The sequence below is a fragment of the Chromobacterium sp. CCUG 76385 genome (assembly GCF_059916625.1).
Genome location: NZ_JAUCGU010000002.1, coordinates 89,409 through 112,017 on the forward strand (window position 1 = coordinate 89,409; position 22,609 = coordinate 112,017).

The 22,609-nt window shown below is 64.0% G+C and carries 24 protein-coding genes; 8 read left to right on the plus strand and 16 right to left on the minus strand.

Going from position 1 to position 22,609, the window contains the following annotated elements; translation table 11 throughout:
* Nucleotides 1-20 precede the first annotated feature (20 nt).
* From QUG01_RS02255 to gpmI, 5 genes are all read right to left on the minus strand, one after another.
* On the minus strand, nucleotides 21-293 hold the full coding sequence (locus QUG01_RS02255; RefSeq protein ID WP_043620766.1) for an oxidative damage protection protein: 273 nt from the start codon (nucleotides 291-293) through the stop codon (nucleotides 21-23).
* A 96-nt stretch (nucleotides 294-389) separates the two neighbouring features.
* Complete coding sequence (gene argA / locus QUG01_RS02260; protein ID WP_103318661.1) at nucleotides 390-1,697, minus strand: amino-acid N-acetyltransferase; 1,308 nt, start codon at nucleotides 1,695-1,697, stop codon at nucleotides 390-392.
* Nucleotides 1,698-1,839: 142 nt separating this feature from the next.
* Nucleotides 1,840-3,267: a S41 family peptidase gene (locus QUG01_RS02265; RefSeq protein WP_500828694.1), complete on the minus strand. Its 1,428-nt coding sequence runs from the start codon at nucleotides 3,265-3,267 to the stop codon at nucleotides 1,840-1,842.
* A gap of 43 nt (nucleotides 3,268-3,310) precedes the next feature.
* Nucleotides 3,311-4,648 carry a murein hydrolase activator EnvC family protein gene (locus tag QUG01_RS02270; protein WP_500828695.1) on the minus strand — a complete coding sequence of 446 codons (1,338 nt, stop codon included), beginning with the start codon at nucleotides 4,646-4,648 and terminating at the stop codon, nucleotides 3,311-3,313.
* Between the two features lie 71 nt (nucleotides 4,649-4,719).
* Nucleotides 4,720-6,243 carry a 2,3-bisphosphoglycerate-independent phosphoglycerate mutase gene (gpmI, locus tag QUG01_RS02275; RefSeq protein WP_500828696.1) on the minus strand — a complete coding sequence of 508 codons (1,524 nt, stop codon included), beginning with the start codon at nucleotides 6,241-6,243 and terminating at the stop codon, nucleotides 4,720-4,722.
* 112 nt (nucleotides 6,244-6,355) lie between these two features.
* Between gpmI and QUG01_RS02280 the strand changes: the two genes are divergently transcribed.
* On the plus strand, nucleotides 6,356-6,652 hold the full coding sequence (locus QUG01_RS02280) for an ArsR/SmtB family transcription factor (RefSeq protein WP_043620752.1): 297 nt from the start codon (nucleotides 6,356-6,358) through the stop codon (nucleotides 6,650-6,652).
* 66 nt (nucleotides 6,653-6,718) lie between these two features.
* Here the strand turns inward: QUG01_RS02280 and QUG01_RS02285 are convergent, their stop codons facing one another.
* A complete protein-coding gene (locus QUG01_RS02285) occupies nucleotides 6,719-7,177 on the minus strand; it encodes a DUF4442 domain-containing protein (protein ID WP_500828697.1) in 459 nt (152 codons plus the stop codon).
* 277 nt (nucleotides 7,178-7,454) lie between these two features.
* Between QUG01_RS02285 and QUG01_RS02290 the strand changes: the two genes are divergently transcribed.
* From QUG01_RS02290 to trhA, 7 genes are all read left to right on the plus strand, one after another.
* A complete protein-coding gene (locus QUG01_RS02290; RefSeq protein WP_103318652.1) occupies nucleotides 7,455-8,069 on the plus strand; it encodes a MotA/TolQ/ExbB proton channel family protein in 615 nt (204 codons plus the stop codon).
* A gap of 2 nt (nucleotides 8,070-8,071) precedes the next feature.
* A complete protein-coding gene (locus tag QUG01_RS02295; RefSeq protein WP_500828698.1) occupies nucleotides 8,072-8,488 on the plus strand; it encodes an ExbD/TolR family protein in 417 nt (138 codons plus the stop codon).
* A gap of 13 nt (nucleotides 8,489-8,501) precedes the next feature.
* On the plus strand, nucleotides 8,502-9,521 hold the full coding sequence (gene lpxK / locus QUG01_RS02300; protein WP_500828699.1) for a tetraacyldisaccharide 4'-kinase: 1,020 nt from the start codon (nucleotides 8,502-8,504) through the stop codon (nucleotides 9,519-9,521).
* Nucleotides 9,511-9,693, plus strand: coding sequence for a Trm112 family protein (locus tag QUG01_RS02305; protein WP_071109009.1), 183 nt, complete (start codon nucleotides 9,511-9,513; stop codon nucleotides 9,691-9,693). Before lpxK ends, QUG01_RS02305 begins: the two co-directional genes overlap by 11 nt.
* Nucleotides 9,690-10,448 (plus strand): 3-deoxy-manno-octulosonate cytidylyltransferase, encoded by a 759-nt coding sequence (gene kdsB / locus QUG01_RS02310; RefSeq protein WP_500828700.1) that lies wholly within the window; start codon nucleotides 9,690-9,692, stop codon nucleotides 10,446-10,448. The genes QUG01_RS02305 and kdsB overlap by 4 nt, the downstream gene beginning before the upstream one ends.
* 136 nt (nucleotides 10,449-10,584) lie before the next feature.
* Complete coding sequence (adk, locus tag QUG01_RS02315) at nucleotides 10,585-11,241, plus strand: adenylate kinase (protein ID WP_043627242.1); 657 nt, start codon at nucleotides 10,585-10,587, stop codon at nucleotides 11,239-11,241.
* Nucleotides 11,242-11,409: 168 nt separating this feature from the next.
* Nucleotides 11,410-12,027, plus strand: coding sequence for a PAQR family membrane homeostasis protein TrhA (gene trhA / locus QUG01_RS02320; RefSeq protein ID WP_500828701.1), 618 nt, complete (start codon nucleotides 11,410-11,412; stop codon nucleotides 12,025-12,027).
* A 68-nt stretch (nucleotides 12,028-12,095) separates the two neighbouring features.
* Here the strand turns inward: trhA and QUG01_RS02325 are convergent, their stop codons facing one another.
* The 10 genes from QUG01_RS02325 to QUG01_RS02370 form a co-directional block, all read right to left on the minus strand.
* Nucleotides 12,096-13,688: a DUF3369 domain-containing protein gene (locus QUG01_RS02325; RefSeq protein WP_500828702.1), complete on the minus strand. Its 1,593-nt coding sequence runs from the start codon at nucleotides 13,686-13,688 to the stop codon at nucleotides 12,096-12,098.
* The gene (locus QUG01_RS02330) at nucleotides 13,685-15,232 is read right to left on the minus strand and encodes a sensor histidine kinase (protein ID WP_500828703.1); all 1,548 of its coding nucleotides are present in this window, start codon (nucleotides 15,230-15,232) and stop codon (nucleotides 13,685-13,687) included. The genes QUG01_RS02325 and QUG01_RS02330 overlap by 4 nt, the downstream gene beginning before the upstream one ends.
* A 108-nt stretch (nucleotides 15,233-15,340) precedes the next feature.
* Complete coding sequence (locus QUG01_RS02335) at nucleotides 15,341-16,264, minus strand: DMT family transporter (RefSeq protein ID WP_500828704.1); 924 nt, start codon at nucleotides 16,262-16,264, stop codon at nucleotides 15,341-15,343.
* 72 nt (nucleotides 16,265-16,336) lie between these two features.
* Entirely contained in the window at nucleotides 16,337-17,803 is a 1,467-nt protein-coding gene (locus tag QUG01_RS02340; RefSeq protein WP_500828705.1) for an NAD(P)H-hydrate dehydratase, read from the minus strand.
* Nucleotides 17,804-17,805: 2 nt separating this feature from the next.
* The gene (locus QUG01_RS02345; protein ID WP_071109013.1) at nucleotides 17,806-18,414 is read right to left on the minus strand and encodes a flavin prenyltransferase UbiX; all 609 of its coding nucleotides are present in this window, start codon (nucleotides 18,412-18,414) and stop codon (nucleotides 17,806-17,808) included.
* Between the two features lie 41 nt (nucleotides 18,415-18,455).
* A complete protein-coding gene (gene rapZ / locus QUG01_RS02350; protein WP_500828706.1) occupies nucleotides 18,456-19,298 on the minus strand; it encodes an RNase adapter RapZ in 843 nt (280 codons plus the stop codon).
* A complete protein-coding gene (gene hprK / locus QUG01_RS02355) occupies nucleotides 19,279-20,235 on the minus strand; it encodes an HPr(Ser) kinase/phosphatase (RefSeq protein ID WP_043627218.1) in 957 nt (318 codons plus the stop codon). The genes rapZ and hprK overlap by 20 nt, the downstream gene beginning before the upstream one ends.
* Nucleotides 20,228-20,689, minus strand: coding sequence for a PTS IIA-like nitrogen regulatory protein PtsN (ptsN, locus tag QUG01_RS02360; protein ID WP_043627216.1), 462 nt, complete (start codon nucleotides 20,687-20,689; stop codon nucleotides 20,228-20,230). The genes hprK and ptsN overlap by 8 nt, the downstream gene beginning before the upstream one ends.
* A 122-nt stretch (nucleotides 20,690-20,811) precedes the next feature.
* Entirely contained in the window at nucleotides 20,812-21,138 is a 327-nt protein-coding gene (hpf, locus tag QUG01_RS02365; RefSeq protein WP_500828707.1) for a ribosome hibernation-promoting factor, HPF/YfiA family, read from the minus strand.
* 69 nt (nucleotides 21,139-21,207) lie between these two features.
* A complete protein-coding gene (locus QUG01_RS02370; RefSeq protein WP_500828708.1) occupies nucleotides 21,208-22,608 on the minus strand; it encodes an RNA polymerase factor sigma-54 in 1,401 nt (466 codons plus the stop codon).
* Nucleotide 22,609: the final 1 nt, after the last annotated feature.

Below are 22,609 nucleotides of genomic sequence, written 5' to 3' on the forward strand. Positions count from 1 at the left end.
TGGAGGGCTGGATGACGAGATTAGTTCTGCGGCGGCGTATAACCCGCCGGGGCATCGGCGCCGGCGCCGAAGAAGTAGGCCTCCAGTTGCGACGCCAGGTATTGGCGGGCGCGGGCGTCGGCCAGGCTGAGGCGGTTTTCGTTGATCAGCATGGTCTGGTAGCGCAGCCAGCCTTGCCAGGCTTCCTTGGACACGCTTTCGAAAACGCGCTTGCCCAGCTCGCCCGGCAGCGGCGGGAAGTCGAGGCCTTCGGCTTCGCGGCCCAGCTTGACGCAATTGACGGTTCTGCTCATGGCTTAATCCTTGCTTGTATTCTGATTGGCATAGCGGGCTATTGTGTCACAGCGGGCGCGAGCTTCCAACCTTGGCTGCATCATGGGCGCAAGGGGTTACAGCTGTTTTACAAACACCTTGGAACGGCGCTGAAAATTGTAGAACTGCTGGCGCGCCAGCGGCAGCGAGCTCTTGTCCGCCTCGGCGAAGCCGCGCTCGACAAACCAGTGCGAGGTCTGGGTGGTCAGCACGAACAGCGACTGCAGGCCGCGGGCCCGCGCCTGGTACTCCACGTGCCGCAGCAGCATCTCGCCGAAGCCGCCGTCGCGTTTCTCCGGCGACACCGCCAAGCAGGCCAGCTCGGCGGTGTCGGCCTCCGGAAACGGATGCATCGCCACGCAGCCATAGACTTTGCCATCGTGCTCCAGCACCGCGTATTCGCCGATTTCCACTTCCAGCCGTTCGCGGCTGCGCCGCACCAGGATGCCTTGTTCTTCCAGCGGCTGGATCAGCGCCAGAATGTCGCCTACATCTTCAATGCTGGCATGGCGCACCCGCACCAGCGGATCGCGGGCGATCATGGTGCCGTTGCCGCCGCGCGTGAAGTGTTCCAGCAGCAGCGCGCCATCCTGATGGCGGCTGATCAAGTGGGCGCGCGGAATGCCGTCGCGGGTGGCGCGGATGCAATAGGGCAGGTAGGCGGCCACGTCCTCGGGCAGGCTGCCCGATTGCAGCATTTCCTCGGCCTGCTGCGCGGTCAGCGAGCTGATCAGCTGGCCGTCGCGCTCCACCACGCCACGGCCTTCCACTACGTAGATCAATTTTTCCGCCTTCAGCGCGATGGCGACGTGGGTAGCCAGCTCTTCCATGGTCAGGTTGAAGCTCTCCCCGGTCAGCGAATAGCCTACCGGCGTCAACAGCACCAGTTCCCCGCAATCCAGCCGCTGGCGGATGGCGGCGGCATCGACGCGGCGCACCTGGCCGGTGTACTGCATGTCCACGCCGTCCAGCACGCCCAAGGGCTGCGCGGTGACGAAATTGCCGCCGGCCACCCGCAAGTGGGCGCCATGCATAGGCGAGTGCGGCATGCCCATAGACAGCCGCGCCTCCACATCGTGGCGGGTGGCGCCGGCGGCCTGCTTGACCACATCCATGGTGGCGGCGTCGGTGACGCGGCGATCGCGGTGGAACAGGCGGGCGATGCCGTGGCGCTTCAGCAGCGCTTCGATCTGCGGCCGGATGCCATGCACCAGCACGATGCGCACCCCCAGGCTGACCAACAGGTTGATGTCCTGGGCCATGCTGGAGAAGTCGCCGTCAACCAGGCTTTCGCCGCCCAGCGCCAGCACAAAGGTCTTGCCGCGATAGGCGTTGATGTAGGGGGCGGCTTCGCGGAAAGTCAGAACGAACTCGCGGGTTGGCATGATGGGGAACGGCTCCGGCGGAAACGGTGATTCAACCGGATAGCGTAGCAGGAATGACGCTGTTTTGCAGGATGGATTTACGGTATTTGGGCAAGGAAAACAAAAACGCTCCCGGAGGGGAGCGTTGTCAGAGCATGCGGGCTTAGTTTGCGCGCTTTTGCAGAATTTGCTGCACCTTGAGCACGTTCAGCGCCTGCGACAGCTGGTAGTCGTTCTTCACATTCGGTTCGCGCGGGCCAAAACCGGCATCGTCCGGCTTGTCCTGCGGTTTGCCCTTGTCCTGCTGCTGAACTGGCGCGGCGACCGGCTTAGCCGCCGGTTTGACTTCCGGCTTGGCGGCCTTGGCCGGTTTGTCGTCGCCATTCGGATTGGCCAGGTGGTTCTCCAGATCGGCCTCGCGCACGCGCAGCGCCTGGTCTGCGGCGGTCAGGGTGGCGTCTTCCACCACCACGTCCGGCACGATGCCCTTGGCCTGGATGGAGCGGCCGCTAGGCGTGAAGTAGCGGGCGGTGGTCAGCTTGATGCCGCCCTGGCTGCCCAGCGGCAGAATGGACTGCACCGAGCCCTTGCCGAAGGTTTGCGTGCCGACCAGCACCGCGCGCTTCTGGTCCTGCAGCGCGCCGGCGACGATTTCCGACGCCGAGGCGGAGCCGCCGTTGACCAGCACCACCATAGGCACGTTGCGCGCCTCGGCCGGAAGCTTGGCCAGCGGGTCCGTGCCGTTCTGGCGGGCGTAGTTCTGCAGCGTGGCCGTCAGGCGCATCTTGGCGTCCGGCGTGCGGCCTTCGGTGTAGACCACCAGCTTGTCCTTGGGCAGGAAGGCCGCGGCCACGCCGACGGCGCCGTTGAGCAGGCCGCCCGGATCGTCGCGCAGGTCCAGCACCAGGCCCTTCAGCGGCTGCTTGTTGTCCTTGTACAGTTTTTGCAGGCCGGCCGCCAGGTCTTCCGCCGTGTGCTCCTGGAATTGGGCGATGCGCACGTAGCCGAAGTCCGGCTCCAGCATCTTGTACTTGACGCTCTTGGTCTTGATGATGGCGCGCGCCAGCGTGAAGACCAGGGGCTTGGTTTCGTTCTTGCGGGCGATGGTCAGCGTGACCTTGCTGCCCGGCTTGCCGCGCATCTTCTTCACCGCGTCGTTCAGCGACAGGCCGCGCACCGGGGTGTCGTCGATCTTGATGATCAGGTCGCCGCTCTTGATGCCGGCCTTCTGCGCCGGAGTGTCCTCGATAGGGGACACCACCTTGACCAGGCCATCCTCGGCGCCGATTTCGATGCCGAGGCCGCCGAACTCGCCCTGCGTGCCTTCGCGCAGTTCCTTGAATTCATCCGGCGTCATGTAATCGGAGTGCGGGTCCAGTCCGGTCAGCATCCCCTTGATCGCTTCGTCGATCAGCTTCTTGTCGTCCACCGGCTCGACATAGCTCTGCTTGATCAGGCTGAACACCTCGGCGAAGGTGCGCAGCTCGTTCAACGGCAGCGGAGACGCTTCCTTGTCGGCCAGCGCCTGCATGCTGAGGGTGAGGACGCCGCCTGCCATGGCTCCGGCCACCAACCAGGCGATTTTTTTCATTCTTTGGCTGCTCATGCTGTGCAAATTCTCCGTACCCGGCACCTTAGCGTGTCCAGGCCTGCGGGTTGAGGGGGCGACCCAGGTGCCGTATCTCAAAGTACAATCCGGCATCCCCGTTGTCCAGTGTACCAGTGTTGCCAAGTGTTTCACCGGCCTTGACGCTGCTGCCGGATGATTTTGCGATCGCCGACAGGCCGGTGTAGACCGTCATGTAGTTGCCGCCGTGGTCGATGACCACGGCCTTGCCGAATCCTCGCAACTGATCGGCATATACTACCGTGCCGTCGGCCACGGTGTGTACTGGCTGGCCAACCGCGGTGCGAATGAAAATGCCTTTCCAGGTGGTGCCTTCGCGGCGCGGCTTGCCGAACGCGCCGGCGATCTGGCCGGCCACCGGCAGCTTCATCTTGCCCTGCAGGCTGGCGAAGGCGCGGCCGGCCGCGCTGCCGTCCGCCACGTCGTCGACCTGTTCGGCCGGTTCTTCCTTGACCACCACCTGTTTTTTCGCCTCTTCCGGCACCGGCTTGCCCTGTTTCTTGGCGTTTTCCGCCAGTTGGCGGCGGCGTTCGTTTTCCTTGCGGGCGGCTTCGCGCGCCGCAGCCTGTTTGGCCTTGCGCGCCTCGGCCGCCTTGCGCACCGCTTCCGCGCGGCGGCGCTGGATTTCGCGGTTGATCTGGGCGATCAGGTTGGTCAGGCGTTTCTCGTCCTCCTGCAGCTGGGTCAGCTTGCTCTGGCTTTGCTTGATTTCGCCGGAAACCTTGTTCAATTGCTGCTGCTGCTGGGTCTTGTCCTTTTCCAGGTCGTTCTTTTCCTGGGCCTTGCGGCTGGACATGCTGTTCAAGCGGGCCAGTTCCTGTTCCAGCTGGGCGGACAGCGTTTCCAGCTGCTGCTGCTGGGCGAGCAGTTGCCGCACCAGCTGCTGCTCGGCTTGGGCGATGTGCTGATAGTAGGTCAGGTCGCGCGCGTTCTGATTCGGATCGTCGGCGTTCATCATCAGCTTCATCGCATCATGCTGGCCGTTCTTGTATTGACGGACCAGCATCTGGCCTACGCGCTGGCGGGTTTCGGCCAGGGTGCGGCGGGTTTGGTCTATCTTCGCGCGCAGCTCGGCCAGTTGCTGTTCGGAGCGGTTTTGCTTTTCTTCCAGCGTGGCAAGGGCCTGCTGGGTTTGGTTGATCGCCTGCTCGGATTCCTTGATGGCGGATTGCGCCTCCTTCTGCACGGACTGCTTCTGCGCCAGATCCTTTTTCAGGCTGTCGATTTCCTTGCGCACGGTTTTCAGATCCTGCTGATGCGGCGCGGCCGACAGGGCGGAAGAGGAGGAGGTGTTGGCCGCCTGGGCGGCACCGGCCAGCAGGGCCAGCAGGAGATAGCGTTTCATTCCCTTGATGTTCTTTCGCTTGAGGCAACAACGGCGGCCATGCCAGGCATGGCCGCCGTTTGTCGGGGCGATTATTGGAAGTCGATCAGCGATTGACCGGTCATTTCCACGGGTTGTTCCAGACCCATCATGGCCAGCAGCGACGGCGAGATGTCGCGCAGCGAGCCGCCGTCCCGGATTTTCGCCGGGCGGCCGATGTACAGGAACGGCACTTTGTTGGTGGTGTGCTGCGTGTGCGGCTGGTGGTGCTCGCCGTCGTACATTTGTTCGCAGTTGCCGTGGTCGGCGGTGATCAGCACTTCGCCGCCGGCCGCCAGCATGGCTTCCACGCAGCGTTCGATGCAGCCGTCCAGCGTCTCCACGGCTTTGACCGCGGCGTCGAACACGCCGCTGTGGCCCACCATGTCGCCATTGGCGTAGTTGCAGAAAATGGCCTGGTACTGGCCGGATTGGATCGCCGCGACGATCTTGTCGGTCACCTCGCCGGCGCTCATTTCCGGCTGCAGGTCATAGGTGGCCACCTTGGGCGACGGCACCAGGATGCGGTCTTCGCCCGGATACACCTGCTCTTCCCCGCCGTTGAAGAAGTAGGTCACGTGCGGATATTTTTCGGTCTCCGCGATGCGCAGCTGCTTCATGCCTTGGGCCGACAGGTATTCGCCCATGCCGTTGCTGATCTTCTGCGGCGCGTAGGCCGTCGGCAGCGCCGAGTAGGCCTCGCCATAGGAGGTGAGGGTGGCGAAGTAGCCGAACTTGGGCTGGCGAGCCGCGAAGCCGTCGAAGGCCGGGTCGGTCAGAGCCGTGGTCAGCTGGCGCGCGCGGTCGGCGCGGAAGTTCATGAAGATCACGACGTCGCCGTCCTGCATCTTCACCGGCGCGCCGATGCCGGTGGCCTTGACGAACTCGTCGTTCTCGTCGCGGGCGTAGGCGGCTTGCAGCGCCGCGAGACCGGTTTCGGCATGGAACAGTCCCTCGCCCTCCACCAGCAAGCGGTAAGCCGGCTCGACCCGCTCCCAGCGCTTGTCGCGGTCCATCGCCCAGTAGCGGCCGGTGACGGAGACCAGCCGCGCGTTCGGGCATTCTGCCAGCGCGGCGTCCAGGCGCTTGAGGTAGGTTTCGGCGCTGCGCGGCGGCGTGTCGCGGCCGTCGAGGAAGGCATGGACGTAGATCTTGGGCACGCCGGCGGCCTGGGCGGCGCGGATCAGCGCATGGATGTGGTTCTCATGGCTGTGCACACCCCCATCGGATAACAGGCCGAACACATGCAAGGCAGAGCCTTGAGCTTTGCTCATGGCTTGTTGCAGTGTGTCATTCGATGCGAAGCGACCGTCCTCGATGTCGCAGTCGATGCGGCTGATGTCCTGCTGCACGATGCGGCCGGCGCCGATGTTGAGGTGGCCCACCTCGGAGTTGCCAAACTGGCCGGAGGGCAGTCCGACAAAGTTTTCCGACGCATTGATGGTGCCATACGCGTACTGCTGGCGCAGGCGGTTCCAGTTGGGCATGTTGGCATGCAGGATGGCGTTGTCGTCGCCTTCCGTGCGGTGGCCGAAGCCGTCGAGGATTAATAGCAACACCGGGGTGATCGATTTCATGGCATTCGCATTCAGAATATTAGAAAACCTTGATAGTATCGAATTTTGCCGATACTATTGTCACGCAGTCAAATCAATAAAATTCAAGCTACATTAGGTTAGGAGAAACGCTTTGCTGTTCAACGACGACCAGATCGAGCAGACCTCGCGCGCGATGAAAGCCATGTCGCATCCGCTGCGTCTGAAGATCATATCGGTGCTGGAAGACCGGGAAGTGAGCGTGCAAGACATTGTCGAGCAGGTTGGCACCTCCCAGAGCAATATTTCCCAGCACCTCGCTATTATGCGGGACAAGGGCGTTTTGCGCACGCGCAAGGATGCCAACCGTGTCTTTTACCGCGTAGGCGACATTCGCACGCTGGAAGTGCTGAAGATGATGCGCGAAGTGTTCTGTGGTTTCGGGGAGTAATCCGCAGCCGGGCGCGCAAAAAAAAAGCCGCTTGAAAAGCGGCTTTTTTTGTTGATGGCGGCGGCTTCAGCGCAGATGGGGCTTCTTGCGCACGTATAGGGTCTTGTGCACCGTAGCCACCAGCTCGTCGTCGGCGTCGCGGATTTCCACCGTCATTTCCGGCAGATGTTTTTCGCCGTCGGCGGTCAGGTCGCGGATTTCCGCCAACTGCTCGTCTTGCAGCTTGAACAGCGCCCGCACCACGCCGCGGCCCGGCTTGACGTAGTCGATGCGGCCGCATTTGTCCCATACGTAGTAATCATTGCCCAGCTGGCGCAGCAGCATCAGCATGTAGAATGGGTCGGTCATCGCGTACAGGCTGCCGCCGAAGTGGGTGCCGACGTAGTTGCGGTTGCCGAAGCCCAGCTTCAGCCGCACCTCCGCCTGGCGGAAGTCCGGCGACAGCTTGTGGACGCGGATGCCGGCGCCGAGGAAGGGCGGCCATAGATTGAACAGCAGCTTGATCAGCCAGATGGGAAGGTTCATATTTCATTCAAACGATTGTTTGGATACCTCATCGTCGGCAAAGCTTTGAGCCTTGTCAATGCTGGCTTTCAAGACTGCGGCAGGCGCCGGGAAATTTATCCACAATAATCGCGGAATAACTTTGTGGATAAGTTGTGGAATGGGCCGATGGGCGGGGCATTTGGCTGGTCATGCCCAAAAAAGCGGCAATGCCCGGGAATTTTTCCGGGTCTGAGGTTGCCTCAGTCCGATTGAGGTAATAAAGTCTCACGTTTGTATCGATTACGGAGAAAGCTTCGTGTGGGCTATCGTTGAAGCGGCCGGCTGGCCGATCTGGACCATTATCGCGGCCTCGGTCGTGTCGCTGGCCATCATTCTGGAACGCCTGTACACGCTGCGGCGCGGCGCGGTGGTGCCGTCTGGCCTGCTGGCCCAGACGCTGCAGGAATACCGCCGCGTCGGGGATCGCGACGAACTGCTGCAGAAGCTGCACGGCCATTCGCCGCTGGGACGCTTGTTCGCCGCCGGCCTGCGCAATGTCCACGGCAGCCGCGAAGTGATGAAAGAATCGATCGAAGACGAAGGCCGCCAGGTGGCTTACCAGCTGGAGCGTCTGCTGACCTCGCTGGGCACCATCGCCGCCATGGCCCCGCTGCTGGGTCTGTTGGGCACCGTGATCGGCATGATCGAAATCTTCGGCTCGCAAAACGCCAGCGGCGCCAATCCGCAGCAACTGGCGCACGGCATTTCCGTCGCCTTGTACAACACGGCCTTCGGCCTGATCGTCGCCATCCCCAGCATGATGTTCTACCGCTACTTCCGCTCCAAGGTGGATGGCCTGCTGGTGGAGATGGAAGCGCAGGCGATCAAGCTGGTGGAAGTGGTGCACGGCGAGCGCAAGAACGGGAGCTGAGCATGAACTTTCGTCGCGGACGCGGCCGGGACGAGCCGGAGATCAACTTCATTCCCTTGATCGACGTGCTGCTGGTGATCCTGATTTTCCTGATGGTCACCACCACCTATTCCCATTTTTCCGAGCTGAAGATCAATCTGCCGTCCGCCCAAGGCGAACAGCAGAAGAACAAGACGACCGAGATCAATGTCGCGGTGGCGGCCGACGGCGCGATGGCGGTCGGCGACGCCAAGCTCGCCAGCGGCGACAAGGCCGGCTTGCTGGACAGGCTGAAAGCCGCCGCCGCCGGCAAGCGCGATGTGGTGGTGGTGGTCAACGCCGACGCCAAGTCTACCCATCAGTCGGTGATCACCGTGATGGAGGCGGCGCGCGAGGCGGGCCTGTCGCAACTGACTTTCGCTACCCAGAACCTGCAGTGAAGCCGAAAGCGGCATGAATCTGATTGAGCAACACTGGTACCGGCCGCGCGGCTGGTTGACAGCCCTTCTGGCGCCGCTGGAAGGGCTTTTTGCGCTGCTCGCCGCACTGCGCCGGCAGGCGTTCCGCCGCGGCTGGAAGGCGAGCGAGAAGCTGCCGACGCCGCTGGTGGTGATCGGCAACATCAATGTCGGCGGCGTCGGCAAGACGCCGTTGACGCTGGCGCTGCTTGGCGCGTTCGCCGCGCGCGGCGTCAAAGTCGGCGTGATCAGCCGCGGCTATGGCGGCAGCGCGGCGACGCCGACCGAGGTGAAGCCGGACAGCGATCCGGCGCAAGTCGGCGACGAGCCGCTGCTGCTGGCGGCCGCCGGCGCGCCGGTGGTGGTGGGGCGCGACCGTGTTGCCGCCGGCCGCCATCTGCTGGCCTTGCACCCTGATCTCGAACTGATCCTCAGCGACGACGGCCTGCAGCACTACCGTCTGGCGCGCGACCTGGAAATCGTGGTGTTGGATGGTCGGCGCGGGTTGGGCAACGGCCGGCTGCTGCCCAACGGCCCGCTGCGCGAGCCAGCGTCCCGCTTGCGCAGCGTGGACGCCGTCGTCGTGAATGGCGAGGGGGGATGTCTGCCCTTGCCGGACGGCTTGCCGCGCTTCGCCATGACGCTGAGTCCTGGCCTATGCCATGCGCTGGACGACGCCTCGCGCACGCGCGGCGCGGCGGATTTCGCCGGCTTGCGGGTGGCGGCGCTGGCGGGCATCGGCCATCCGCAGCGCTTTTTCGGCACGCTGGCAGCGATGGGCGTGGCGGTGGAGCGTCGCTTGTCCTTCCCCGATCACCATCCTTTCGCGGCGGGGGATATCCCAGCCGACGCCGACGCGGTGATCGTCACCAGCAAGGACGCGGTCAAGCTCGCGCGCGTGCTTCATGAGCCGGCGCAGCGTGCTAGACTATGGGTTTTGCCGGTTCAGGCCATGCTGGCGCCTGATCTGTGCGACTGGATACTAGCCCGCTTGAAGATGGAACATGGACGCTAAATTTCTGGAAATTTTGGTATGCCCGCTGTGCAAGGGCCCGCTGGTGTTCGACAAAAGCAAGGACGAATTGATCTGCAAGGGCGACCGCCTGGCCTTCCCGATCAAGGACGGCATCCCGATGATGCTGGAGTCGGAAGCGCGCGAGCTGCCGCCGGAAGAAGAAGTGAAATGAGCGGATTCATCGTGGTGATCCCGGCCCGGCTGGCCTCCAGCCGCCTGCCGGGCAAGCCGCTGGCCGACATCGCCGGCAAGCCCATGGTGGTCCGCGTGGCCGAACAGGCGGCGAAGAGCCGCGCCGCTCGGGTGATCGTCGCCACCGACCACGCGGATATCGTGGTCGCCTGCGCCGCGCATGGCGTGGAGGCGGTGCTGACCCGCGAAGACCATACCAGCGGCACCGACCGCCTGGCCGAGGTGGCCGCCAAGCTGGCGCTGCCGGCCAACGCGCGCGTGGTCAATGTGCAGGGCGACGAGCCGCTGATCGATCCGGCGCTGATCGATCGCTTGGCCGAGCTGCTGGAAGAGACCGACGCGCCGGTGGCGACGCTGGCGCATGCCATCCACGACGTGGCCGATCACTTCAATCCCAATGTGGTGAAAGTGGCGCTGGACAAGCATGGCCGCGCCCTGTATTTCAGCCGCGCGGCCATTCCGTATGCCCGCGACGCCTATGCCGCCGACCGCTCGGCGCTGCCTGCCGGCTTGCCGGTTTATCGCCATATCGGCCTGTACGGCTACCGCGCCGGCTTTCTGGCCGACTATGCCAATCTGGCGCCGGGCCCGCTGGAGCAATACGAAGCGCTGGAACAATTGCGCGTGCTCTGGCATGGTTACAGCATCATGGTGGCGGTGGCGGGCGAGGCGCCGGCCGCCGGAGTGGATACGCCGGAAGACCTGGAACGGGTGCGCCGGCTGTTCTCGGCCTGAGGGGCTAACACGCTGACAACACGGTTGAGCCGATTCGCGTCGCCTGCGTGGGCGCGGCTTGGTTCGTGCTTGGTGAGAGTTTTTGTCGGCGTCTCAACATACAACACATAATTCAAAACAGACTGGAGTCAAACACATGCGATTGATCCTGTTGGGCGCGCCGGGCGCCGGCAAAGGCACCCAAGCCAACTATATCCGCGAGAAATTCGGCATTCCGCAAATCTCCACCGGCGACATGCTGCGCGCCGCGGTCAAGGCCGGCACGCCGCTGGGCCTGGAAGCCAAGGCCATCATGGACGCAGGCGGTTTGGTTCGCGACGACATCATCATCGGCCTGGTCAAGGAGCGCATCGCTCAGGCCGACTGCGCCAACGGCTTCCTGTTTGACGGCTTCCCGCGCACCATTCCGCAAGCCGAGGCGATGATCGCCGCCGGCGTGGACATCGACTATGTGGTGGAAATCGACGTGCCGGATGCCGCCATCGTCGAGCGCATGGCTGGCCGCCGCGTGCACCTGGCCTCCGGCCGTACCTATCATGTCACCTTCAACCCGCCGAAAGTGGCCGGGAAGGACGATGTGACCGGCGAAGACCTGATCCAGCGCGATGACGACCAGGAAGAAACCGTGAAGAAGCGCCTGTCGGTTTACCACGAGCAGACCGCCGTGCTGGTCGGCTTCTACGGCAAACTGGCTGCCGGCGGCAGCGCCAAGGCGCCGAAATACGTCAAGATCGACGGCACCCGCGCGGTGGAAACCGTGCGTGACGATGTGCTGAAGGCGCTGGGCGCCTGATCCGGCGGCAGTCCTGAAGCGCAAGCGGGCCATGGGCCCGCTTTTTGTTTGCGCAAAACGCTGGTTTCAGGCCGGAGGAAGAGGGACAATGGAACCCGGCGGAGCCATGGCGGCTCCAAGCAATTTGCGCGACGAGGCCGGCCGAGGGGGCCGGGCGGGGATAATAATATGTATCACGGGGAACGTTTCAACGGCTATTCCCATTTGGCCGGCACGGTGCTGGCGATAGTCGGGTTGGTGGTATTGGTGGTGGAAGCGGCGTCGCAACGCGATCCGTGGAAGATCGTCAGCTTCAGCCTGTATGGCGGCACGCTGGTGACGCTGTATCTGATTTCTACGCTGTATCACAGCTTCCAGGGCCGAGCCAAGGCCATTCTGCAGAAGTGCGACCACTCCGCGATCTATCTCTTGATCGCCGGCAGCTACACGCCGTTCGCCTTGGTGACGCTGCGCGGCGCCTGGGGCTGGACGCTGTTCGGGCTGAGCTGGGGCTTGGCCTTGTTCGGCATTGTGCAGGAGCTGACGCTGGGTCGGCGCACCCGCATTCTGTCGATGATTCTATACGTGGCGATGGGTTGGCTGGTGCTGATCGCCATCGAGCCGCTGATCGAGGCGCTGGCGCCGGGCGGGCTGTTCTGGCTGGCGCTGGGCGGCGTGTTGTACAGCGTCGGCATCTACTGGTTTTTGAACGACGAAAAGATCCGCCACGGGCACGGCATCTGGCACTTGTTCGTGCTGGGCGGCAGCATCTGCCAGTATATGTGCGTGTTGAACTACGTCGCCTGACGGATTGGCGTCGGAATCCATAAAAACGGCAGCCATAACAGGCTGCCGTTTGCTTTGCTTGAAACCGGCTAGTCGCCAAACTTGACCGGCAGCCTGTCCTCTTCCACCAGCCGGCTCAGCGCAGAGACCACCAGCGGGTCGAACTGGCTGCCGGCGCGGCCGTGGATGTATTTCATGGTCTCTTCCATGCTCCACGGCTCCTTGTACGGCCGCTTGTTGAGCAGCGCGTCGAACACGTCGACCACGGCGACGATGCGCGCCGACAACGGAATGTCCTGGCCCTTCAGCTTGCGCGGGTAGCCGTTGCCGTCATAGTGCTCGTGGTGGCCGCCGGCGATCTCCGAGCCCAGGGCCAGGTAACTGGCGCCGTCGACCATCTTCGCCGACTTGGCGAGGATTTGCGCGCCGATGGCGGCGTGCTGTTCCATGATGGCGCGTTCCTCCGGGTCCAGCTTGCCGGGTTTCAGCAGAATATGGTCCGGCGTCGCCACTTTGCCGATGTCGTGCAGGATGCTCGCCATGCCCACCATGTCCAGGAACTCGCGGGTCATCAGTTCCGGATAGTGATTGTTCATCAACATTTCCTGCGCGATGGCATCGGTCAGCTTCTGCACCCGCAGCACGTGCTCGCCGGTGTCGGTGTCGCGGAATTCCGCCAGGTCCGCCAGCGCCACCACGGTGGCTTCCTGCGCGCTGCGCAACTGGTTGTACAGGTAAAGGTTGTCGTAGGCGGCGGAGATGCGTTGGCAGAACACATCCAGCAGGTCGCACTCCACCGAATCCAGCGGCCATTGCGGCATGAAGTGCACGGCAAACTCGCGCCGGTTGCGCGAGGAAATGTACAGCACGTCGTAAGGATGCTGATAGATGCTGCGCTTTTCGCGGAATACCTGCAGGAAGATGGCCTGCAGCTTCGGTTCGCCGGACAGGTCGCCCTTGTCCGCCAGATATTCGTAGGCGCCGGAAACGGCCAGGATTTCCAGCTCCGGCCGGCCGACGTGGTTCTCGTTGCGTACGCACAGGATGCCGTCGGTGCCGATGTCGAGCAGGGCGCTGATCTGGCGCAGCACGCCGGAGGCGAACTCGCGCAGCGAATGCAGCTGGTACAGATCCGACGCGCTTTCCAGTATCTTGGCCAGCCCCTGGCGGTTCTTTTCCAGCGACACCATGTTTTCATAGGCGCGCAGCGAGGCGATGGTGGTGGTGAACAGCTTCTGCGTGGTCAGCTCGGTTTTGGTCTTGTAGTCGTTGATATCGTAATTGAGGATGACTTCCTGCTCCGGCGCCTGGCCGGGCTGGCCGGTGCGCAACACGATGCGAACCACGCCATTCGCCAACTCTTCGCGGATGCGGTGCACCAGCCTGAGGCCGGCATCCTCGCTTTCCATCACCACGTCCAGCATGATCAGCGCGATGTCGGCATGCTGTCTCAGCAACTGGAAGGCCTCGCCGCCGCTATAGGCGCTGAGCAGTTCCAGAGGGCGCTCCTTGTAGCTGATGCCGCGCAGCGCGATGCGGGTGGCGGTGTGCACGTCCTTCTCGTCGTCGACGATCAGCACCTTCCACGGCTTTCGCATCTCGGAAGGGCGGGCCGGGACGTCGGCGTCGCTGTCGTCCAGCAACCAGTTGTCTTCGTCGGGAGGCAGGGTTTCGCTGCTCATGCCACATTCTCCTTATGCTGGACTGTCGGGGCGATGCACGGCATTTCCAGTTTGAAGCGGGTGCCTTGCCCCAGCTCGCTGTGCACTTCAATGTTACCGCCCAGCCGCTGCCGTACGATGTTATAGACGATGTTCAGGCCCAGTCCGCTGCCGCCGCTGCCGCGACGCGTCGTGAAGAACGGGTCGAAAATGCGGCCCAGGTTTTCCGCCGCGATGCCCTTGCCGTTGTCGCTGACCGTCAGGGACACATGTTGGTCGTCGTGGCGATGGGCTTCTATCAGGATGACGCCGGCTATTTCGCCGCTTTCGTAGCCGTGAATCAGCGCGTTCACAACCAGATTGGTCAGTACCTGGGCCAAGGCGCCAGGATAGCTATCCAGCAGGATGTCTTCTTCGCATTGTATGTCGATATTGACCTTGGTGTGCTTGAAGCGCGGTTTCAAGCTGGTGATCACTTCGTTCAGGTAGTCGTGCAGGTGGAAGCTGCGGCGCGCCTCGCTGGTCTGGTCCACGGCCACCTGCTTGAAGCTGTGGATCAGGTTGGCGGCGCGCTCGGAATTGGCCAGGATCAGCTCGCAGCATTCCTGCGCCGTTTCCAGATAGCTCTGGAAATCGCTTTTCTTGACGTTGCCGCTCTCCAGCTTGCCGGTGATGTGCGAGGTGGCGGTGCCCAGGTGCGAGGCGGCGGTCAGCGTGATGCCCACCGGCGTGTTGATTTCATGGGCGACGCCGGCGACCAGGCTGCCAAGCGAGGCCATCTTTTCCGCCTCCACCAGGGTTTCTTGCGTGGCGATCAACTGGCTGTAGGCCTGCTGGGCTTTTTCCTTTTCCTCGCGGGCGATGGCCTCCGCCGCCGTCCGTTTCACCAGGTCGGCGGCGGTGCGGGCCACGATGCGGTTGAAGCCGTTGACGATGCCGCCGATTTCGTCGTCCGCCAGATGGGTGATCTGGGCGCCGCTGGCGTCCGGCGCGCGGATGGCGGTGTTCAGCGCCTGCTGCAGTTTGGCCAGCGGCTGGAAGATGAAGCGTTGCAGGTTGAACGACATGATGAAGAAGATCATGCCGTCCAGCAGCAGGATCTGGGCGATGATGGTGATCAAGTGCTGGTTTTCCCGCGCGCGCAAGGCCTCGTGCGACAGGTAGACGGTGGCGGTGCCCAGGTGTTCCTTGCCCTGATAGATGATGGGTATGCCGAGCACATCGTCCGCCTTGGGATGCTCGTTGGGCAGCATGTCGCGCAGATTGCCGTTGTTGTCGCGCGTGCGCCCCAGGTTCAGGCCGCTTTCTCCCTTGACGTTGATGGCGATCACCGATGGCCAGCTCAATTCGCTGTCCAGCGCCAGCCTGACGTTTTCATCATCCAGCTGCCAGATGCCATGGGGCAGGGAGAGCGACAAACGGGAACGCACGGCTGCGCGTTGGGTTTGGAAATCGCTCTGGTCTATCCCGTAGTCGTGTAGGTAGAAATACAGGCCGGTGCTGCCCAGAATGACAGTGATCCAGGCCATCAGCCATAGCATAAGCCTTGTCTTGATGCTTTTCATGGTGCCTGCTTTGTCGTGCCCTCACAGTCAATCGTAGGCAGATCGGGCGTGAATTTCCATGAGTGATCGAATCGGAGGCCGCAACCCTTGACGCGTTTCCGTGCCGGCTCAGCTCTGGCCGTCCGCCAACTGCGCGCGCGCGCGGCGGCCCAGCGGCAGTTTTTGCGCCGCCAATCCGCCCAGTATCAATGCCAGTCCCAGCAGCGTCGACGGCAGAATGGCCTCGCCGACGATCAGGTGGATCAGCAGCAGCGAGACCAGCGGCGACAGGAAAATCAGATTGGCGATGCTGGCGGTGCTGCGCGTCAGCTTCATCGCCGTCAGCCACAGCACGAAGGTGAAGCCCATTTCCAGCGCGCCGACATAGGCGGCGCCGGCCAGCCCCTGCCAGGCCGGCAGCGCCAGTTGGCCGTGCCAGGCGCACCAGGCCAGGCTCAAGGGCAGGCTGCAGGCGAAGTTCAGCGTCAGGCCGAGCACCGGTTCGCGCGCGTCGCGGGTATTGAAGATCCAATAGCCGGCCCACAGCAGCGTCGAGCACAGCGCCAGCAGCACGCCCAACTGGTTGGAGAAGTGCAGCTCCAGCAATTGGCCGCGGGTGCCGATCACCAGCACGCCGAGGTAGCAGATCAGCGCCGCGGCCGCGTCCTGCAGCCGCAGCGCCTGTTTCAACAGCGGCACGGCCAGCAGCGTCATGGTCAGCGCCCAAGTGTAGTTGATCGCCTGCGCCTCCTGCGCCGGGAGCAGGGAATACGCCTGGAACAGCACCAGATAGTAGGCGAACGGGTTGACGGCGCCGAACAGCAGCGAGCTTTTCCAATGCGCCCGGAACGCCGCGGCCAGTTCCGGCAGGCGGCGCTGCCAGGCCAGGATGGACAGCAGGGCCAGCAGCGAGGCGATGCTGGCGTACAGCAGCAGTTGCATCGGGCTGAGGTATTGCAGGCTGAGCTTGAAGGCGCTGGCGACGGTGGACCAGGCCAACACGGCGCCCAGACCGAAGGCATAGGCTTTTTTCTGGTTATGCTGGAGCGACAAGACAACTCTCCGGAGGGTGGGTGTGCCTGGTCGATGTTAACCACAAACCGCCGTCGGCGGCAAAGGCGGCGTTCAGCGCGCGGCGAGCAGCCTGTTGGCGACGCGGCTGATTCGCTCTGCCGTGGCGGAGGCGGCCAGGCCTATCGGTCCGCCGGCTTCGAGACGATAGTCGTCGCCGGCCAGCCCGTGCAGGCATACCGCCAGCGCCGCGGCTTCAAATGCCGGCAGGCGCTGCGCCAGCAGGGCGGCGAGCAGGCCGGTCAGCACGTCGCCCTGGCCGGCCGCGGCCAATTCCGGCCCGCCGCTGGCATTGACCAGGTAGTAGCCGTCAGGCCGAACAATCAGGCTGCCGGCGCCTTTCAGGACGACGACGCAGTGGAAACGCGCCGCCAGCGCGCGCGCATGCCGCACCCGGTCGGCCTGAAGGGCCGTGGTGTCCAGCCCCAGCAGACGCGCCGCTTCCGCCGGGTGCGGCGTGAGGACGGTCGGGAAGGGGCGGGCGGCCAGCTTGGCGGCCAGCGCGGGACGGGCGGCCAACAGATTCAGCGCGTCTGCGTCCAGCACCAGGGGCTGGGTTTGCGCCAGCGTCTGTTCCAGCACTTGCTCGGCCCAAGGCTGCTGCCCCAGGCCGGGGCCGACGGCGATGATGTCCGCGCTCGGCAGCGCAGCCATTTCGTCGACCGGGCGTATCATCAGTTCCGGCGTGGTCGGGTCTACCGGCAGCCGGTCGTCCAGCGGGCACAGATAGACTTTGCCCGCGCCGCCGCGCAGCGCGCTGCGTCCGGCCAGCAGGACCGCGCCCAGCATGCCCGGCGCGCCGCCCAGGATGCAGACGCTGCCATAGCTGCCTTTGTGGCTGTCGCGCGAGCGGGCCAGCGGCGAGACGTCGGGCGCATTCAGCGCGCCTTCGGCTGGCGGGTATAGATTGGCAGGGCAAGCCAGCAGCGCCAGCGTCACCGCGCCGGCCAAGTCGGCGCCAGCGCCGCCAAACAGGCCCGGCTTATGGCAGAGGAAGGTCAAGGTGTGGTCGGCGCGCAGGGCGGCGCCCAGCGGCTGGCCGGTATAGGCATCCAGGCCGCTGGGGCAGTCCAGCGCCAGCTTGGGGCAGGCCAGGGCGTTCAGCGCATGTATCAGCCGCTGCCAGCCTGCGTCCAGCGGCCGCGACAGCCCGATGCCGAACAAGCCGTCGATCAGCAGGGCCGGCGCCGGATAGTCATCCGGCAGGATTGGCCAGATGGCGAGGCCGGCCTGCTCCACCGCCAGGCGGGCCACGCGGCAGGCCGCGCTGGCCGGCGGCGACGGTTGCAGGACGTCCACCCGGTAGCCGCGCTGATACAGCGCCAGCGCGGCGTACAAGGCGTCGCCGCCGTTGTTGCCGGGGCCGGCGCACACCAGCAGGCGGGAGGAGGCGGGGAGGCCATGAACCACCCAATCGGCGGCGGCCTGCGCCGCGCGGCGCATCAGATCGAGCCCGGCGGCTTCGGCGGACTGCTCCAGTTGACGCAGCCCTTGCAGGCTGAGGATAGGGCCGCCGTCCATGCTTATTCTCCCCAGCGCGGCGTCAGCGTCTGCTCCACGCCCAATTGATCCAGCACGCGCGAGACGACGAAGTCCACCATGTCGTCCACGCTCTTGGGATGAGTATAGAAGCCGGGGGAGGGCGGCAGGATCACCACGCCCAGGCGCGCCAGTTCCAGCATGTTTTCCAGATGGATGGCCGATAGCGGCGTTTCGCGCGGCACCAGCACCAACTTGCGCTGCTCTTTGATGCAGACGTCGGCGGCGCGTTCGATCAGATTGTCGCTCATGCCGTGGCGGATGGCCGCCAGCGTGCCCATGGAGCACGGGCACACCACCATGGCGTCGGGTGGGTTGGAGCCGGAGGCGGCCGGCGCGAACCATTCCTCGCGGCCGTAAACTTCCAGCAGTTCCGGCGCGGCTGGATAGCGTTGCAGCAGCCAGGCTTTCATCTCCGCCGGGCGCGATGGCAGCGTCAGTTCCATTTCCTGCTTGGCCACGATCTGCGCGGCTTGGGAGTAGAGAACCCACACCCGGATGCCTGCGGCGAGCAGGGTTTCGATAAGGCGCAGGCCGTAGGGCAGGCCGGAGGCGCCGGTCAAGGCGACGGTGACGGTTTGGCGGCGGGACATCGGGCAGTCTCCAGGGGCGGGCGTTGCCGCCTGTCTCCTGTTCAGTGGTCGGGATGCAACTGGCGGTGGCGCACCAGCACTTGCTGGTCGGCGAAGGCGCGGGCCAGGCTTTCAATGATGAAGACAGAGCGGTGCTGGCCGCCGGTGCAGCCGACCGCCACCGTCAGATAGCTGCGGTTTTCCTTGCTGTAGCAGGGCAGCCACTTGGCGATCAGCGACTGGATGTCGGCGATCATGTCGGCCACTTCAGCGTGCTGGGCGAAGAAGTCGACGATGGGCTGATCGCGCCCGGTCAGCGGGCGCAGCAGCGGATCGTAATACGGATTCGGCAGGCAGCGGGCGTCGAAGACGAAATCGGCGTCCTGCGGCACCCCATGCTTGAAGCCGAAAGATTGGAAAATCAACGTCAGCCGGCTGCTGTCGGCGTCCACCAGTTCGCGTATCCAGCTGCGCAGCGCGTTGGCCGACAGTTCGCTGGTGTCGATGCGGGTGCCGAGTTCCTGCACGCCGCCCAGCATTTCCTGTTCGACCTGGATGCTCTCTTCCACGGTGATGCCGGAGCCGGCCAACGGGTGGCGGCGGCGGGTTTCGGAGAAGCGCTTGACCAGCGTGGCGGGCTTGGCTTCCAGAAACAGCAGGCGCACGTCTATGCCTTGGCCGCGCAGCTGCGTCACGACTTGCGGCAGCGCGCCCAGCGACGGGCCGGAGCGGGTATCGACGCTGATGGCGATGTCGCTGTAGCCGAACTCTTCATACATGGCCATGGCTTCCGGCAGCATATTGGCCGGCAGATTGTCCACGCAGTAAAAGCCGGAGTCTTCCAGCGCGCGCAAGGCCACGGATTTTCCGGAGCCGGACAGGCCGCTAATCAATATCAGGCGCATTTTCCTGGTCTCGCAAGAAATTGGTGTGTCGTTCGATGAACTCGCGGGTGCTGTCGATGCCGCGCAGCTGCAGGATGTAGTTGCGCACGGCGGCTTCCACCAGCACCGCCAGGTTGCGGCCGGCGGCCACCGGCAGCACCACTTTGCGCACGGTCACGCCTATGATGTCCTGGGTCTCGGACTGGATGTTCAGCCGGTCCAGCGCCTGCATGGCCTGGTCGTTGGCCTTCACCAGATGGATGATCAGTTTCAGCACCTTCTTGGGGCGGACGGCGGTCTCGCCGAAGATGGTGCGGATGTTCAGGATGCCCAGGCCGCGCACCTCGAGAAAGTCGCGCAGCAGCGGCGGGCAGCGGCCTTCCAGCGTGTCCGGGCCGATGCGGTACAGCTCCACCGCGTCGTCGGCGACCATGCCGTGGCCGCGCGAGATCAGCTCCAGCGCCAATTCGCTTTTGCCCATGGCCGAGTCGCCCATGATCAGCACGCCGATCTCGAACACGTCGAGGAATACGCCGTGCAGCACGGTGGACACCGCCAGCGCGCGCGCCAGATAGATGCGCAGCACGTCCATCAGGTACGGGCTTTCCAGCGTGCTGGTCATCAGCGGCACGTTGTGGCTGTGGCAGTAGTCGCGCAGCAGCCGCGGCACCGGCTGGCCGTTGGCCACCATCACCACCGACATGCTCTTGTGGAACAGCTGGTCCAGCGCGGTCTTGGCGGCCGACTGTTCCAACTTGTTCAGGTAGTCGACTTCCGCCAGGCCCAATACCTGGACGCGGTTGGGGTGGATGAAGTTCAGGTGGCCCACCAGCGCCAGCGTGGGGCGCTGGTCGTCGTTGCCGATGACGTTGTCGGAGCCGCCGGTGCCGGCGACCCAGGTCAGGTTCAGCTTCTGCTGATTTTCCTGATACAGGCGGCGTACGGTAATGCTAGGCATTAGGGGTCCAATCGCAGAGCTGCTGGTAGAGCTCGTCGCGCAATCCGATGCTCAGCATTTTCTCGCGCATCTGCCGGCTGGAGAACAATTGCGCCAATTCCGACAGCACCTGCAGATGCAGATCGGTGGCATGCTCCGGCACCAGCAGCACAAACAGGCACTGCACCGGCTTGCCGTCCGGCGCGTCGAACGGGATCGGGGCCTTCAGCCGGATGAACACGCCGGTGGCTTCCTTCAGGCCGCGCGCGCGGCCGTGCGGGATGGCGACGCCTTGGCCCAGCCCGGTGGAGCCGAGCTTCTCGCGGCTGAACAGGCTGTCGAAGATTTCGCTGCGGGCGATGCCGCGCGTGTTTTCCACCAGGAGACCGACCTGCTCGAACACCCGCTTCTTGCTGGAGACATCCAGATCCAGCAATACATGGTCCGGAGTCAGTATCTTGCCGATGAGATTCATATTGGATTATGCATGCGGCTCTTTGATAAACCCGGAATTCTACGTTGCCTTGATAGTACTGAAAACCGGCAAGCGCAAAGAAAAACGGGAACCGCCCGGTTCCCGTCCTTTTCAACTAGGCGTCACAGCGAGGGCTGCTGGACTTCGCCGGAGCTTTGCACGCGGTGTTCGGTCAGCTTTTCCTTGTGCTTCAGCACTTGGCGGTCCAGCTTGTCCATCAACAGGTCGATGGCGGCGTAGAGGTCGGCTTCGGTAGCCTCGATGTGGATGTCCTTGCCGGACATGTGCACATTGACTTCAGCCTTTTGAACCAGTTTGTCTACCGACAGGGTCACGGAGATGTCGATCACGTTGTCGACATGGCGGGTAATGCGCTCCAGTTTGTTCTCGATGTATTCGCGCAGCGACGGAGTGACTTCCAGGTGCAGGCCAGTTACTTTGAGGTTCATACCCTAGCTCCTTCTGGTGTTGACCGCCCGGGCGGGTTGTCGGGCGGCATTGTATTCTTGTGCAGGCCCTTACAGCGCCTTGCGCAGATTCACCGCCGGAATCTGCATGGCTTCACGATACTTGGCTACGGTGCGTCTGGCAACCTGTATTCCCTGCTTGGCCAGCGCGTCGGCGAGGGCGCTGTCCGACAGCGGCTTCGCCCGGTTTTCGCCTTCTATCATGCTGCGAATGTGGGCCTTGATGGCGGTGGCGGAACACTCGTCACCGCTTTCAGTCTCCAACGAACTGCCGAAGAAATACTTGAGCTCGAACAAACCTCGCGAACAAAGCAGGTATTTCTGGCTGGTGGAGCGGGATACGGTGGATTCGTGCAGGCCCAGCTCTTCCGCGATATCGCGCAGAATCAGCGGCCGCATCGCCACTTCGCCTTGTTCAAAGAACAACTGTTGACGCTCAACAATAGCTTCCGCCACTTTCAGGATGGTGTCAAACCGTTGCTGGATGTTCTTGACCAGCCAGCGGGCCTCCTGCAGCCGGGCGGACATCTCGCCGCCCTGGCCGCGGCTGTCGGCCAGCATGCGCTCGTACAGCTGGTTGACGCGCAAGCGCGGCACGGCCGAGCGGTTCAGCTCCGCCACCCAGCGTCCGCGCAGCTTGCGCACGCTGATGTCGGGGATCACGTAGTGGACATCGCCGTGATGGAAGCCGGTGGCCGGGTGCGGGTTGAGGCGGGCGATCAGCGCCTGCGCCGCGCGCAGTTCGGCGTCGTTGCAAGTCAGCAGCTTTTTCAGTTTGGCGTAGTCGCGGCCCCCCAGCAGCGCCAGATGTTCGCGCACGATGGCCAGGGCCAGCGCATGGCCTGATTCTGTTGTGGGCAGCCGTTGCAGCTGCAGTTGCAGCGATTCCGCCAGCGTGCGCGCGCCGACGCCGGCTGGGTCGAACTGCTGCAGCAGGGCGAGGCCTACGGCCAGCTCGTCGCTTTCCAGCTGCAGCTCCAGCGGCAGATGGCTGGCCAGCTCGTCCAGGCTTTGCGGCAGGTAGCCGTCGTCGTCCAGCTCCTCGATCAGCAGCCGCACGATGGCCTCGTCGCGGCGCGGCAAGGCGATCTCGCCCAGCTGCGCCAGCAGGTGCTCGCGCAGGCTGATCTGGCAGGGGACATTGAGCATCGGGTCGTAGTCGTCGTCGCCGCCGTGGCGGCTGCCTGCGCCCCAGTCCAGCAGCTCGGCCGCGCTGTCGTCGCGGCTGTCTGCCGCTTCGCTCTCCGTCGTTTCCCGCGTTTCCGCCGCCTCCGAGGGCGCGTCGCTGTCGCGCGGCTCGTCGCCGCGTTCCAGCAGCGGGTTGTCCAGCAGAAAGCGCTCCACCTCGGCCTGCAGGTCCAGCGTGGACAGCTGCAGCAGTTTGATCGACTGCTGCAGCTGCGGGGTCAGCGTCAGCTGTTGCGAAACCTTGAGCTGTAGTGCCTGCTTCATG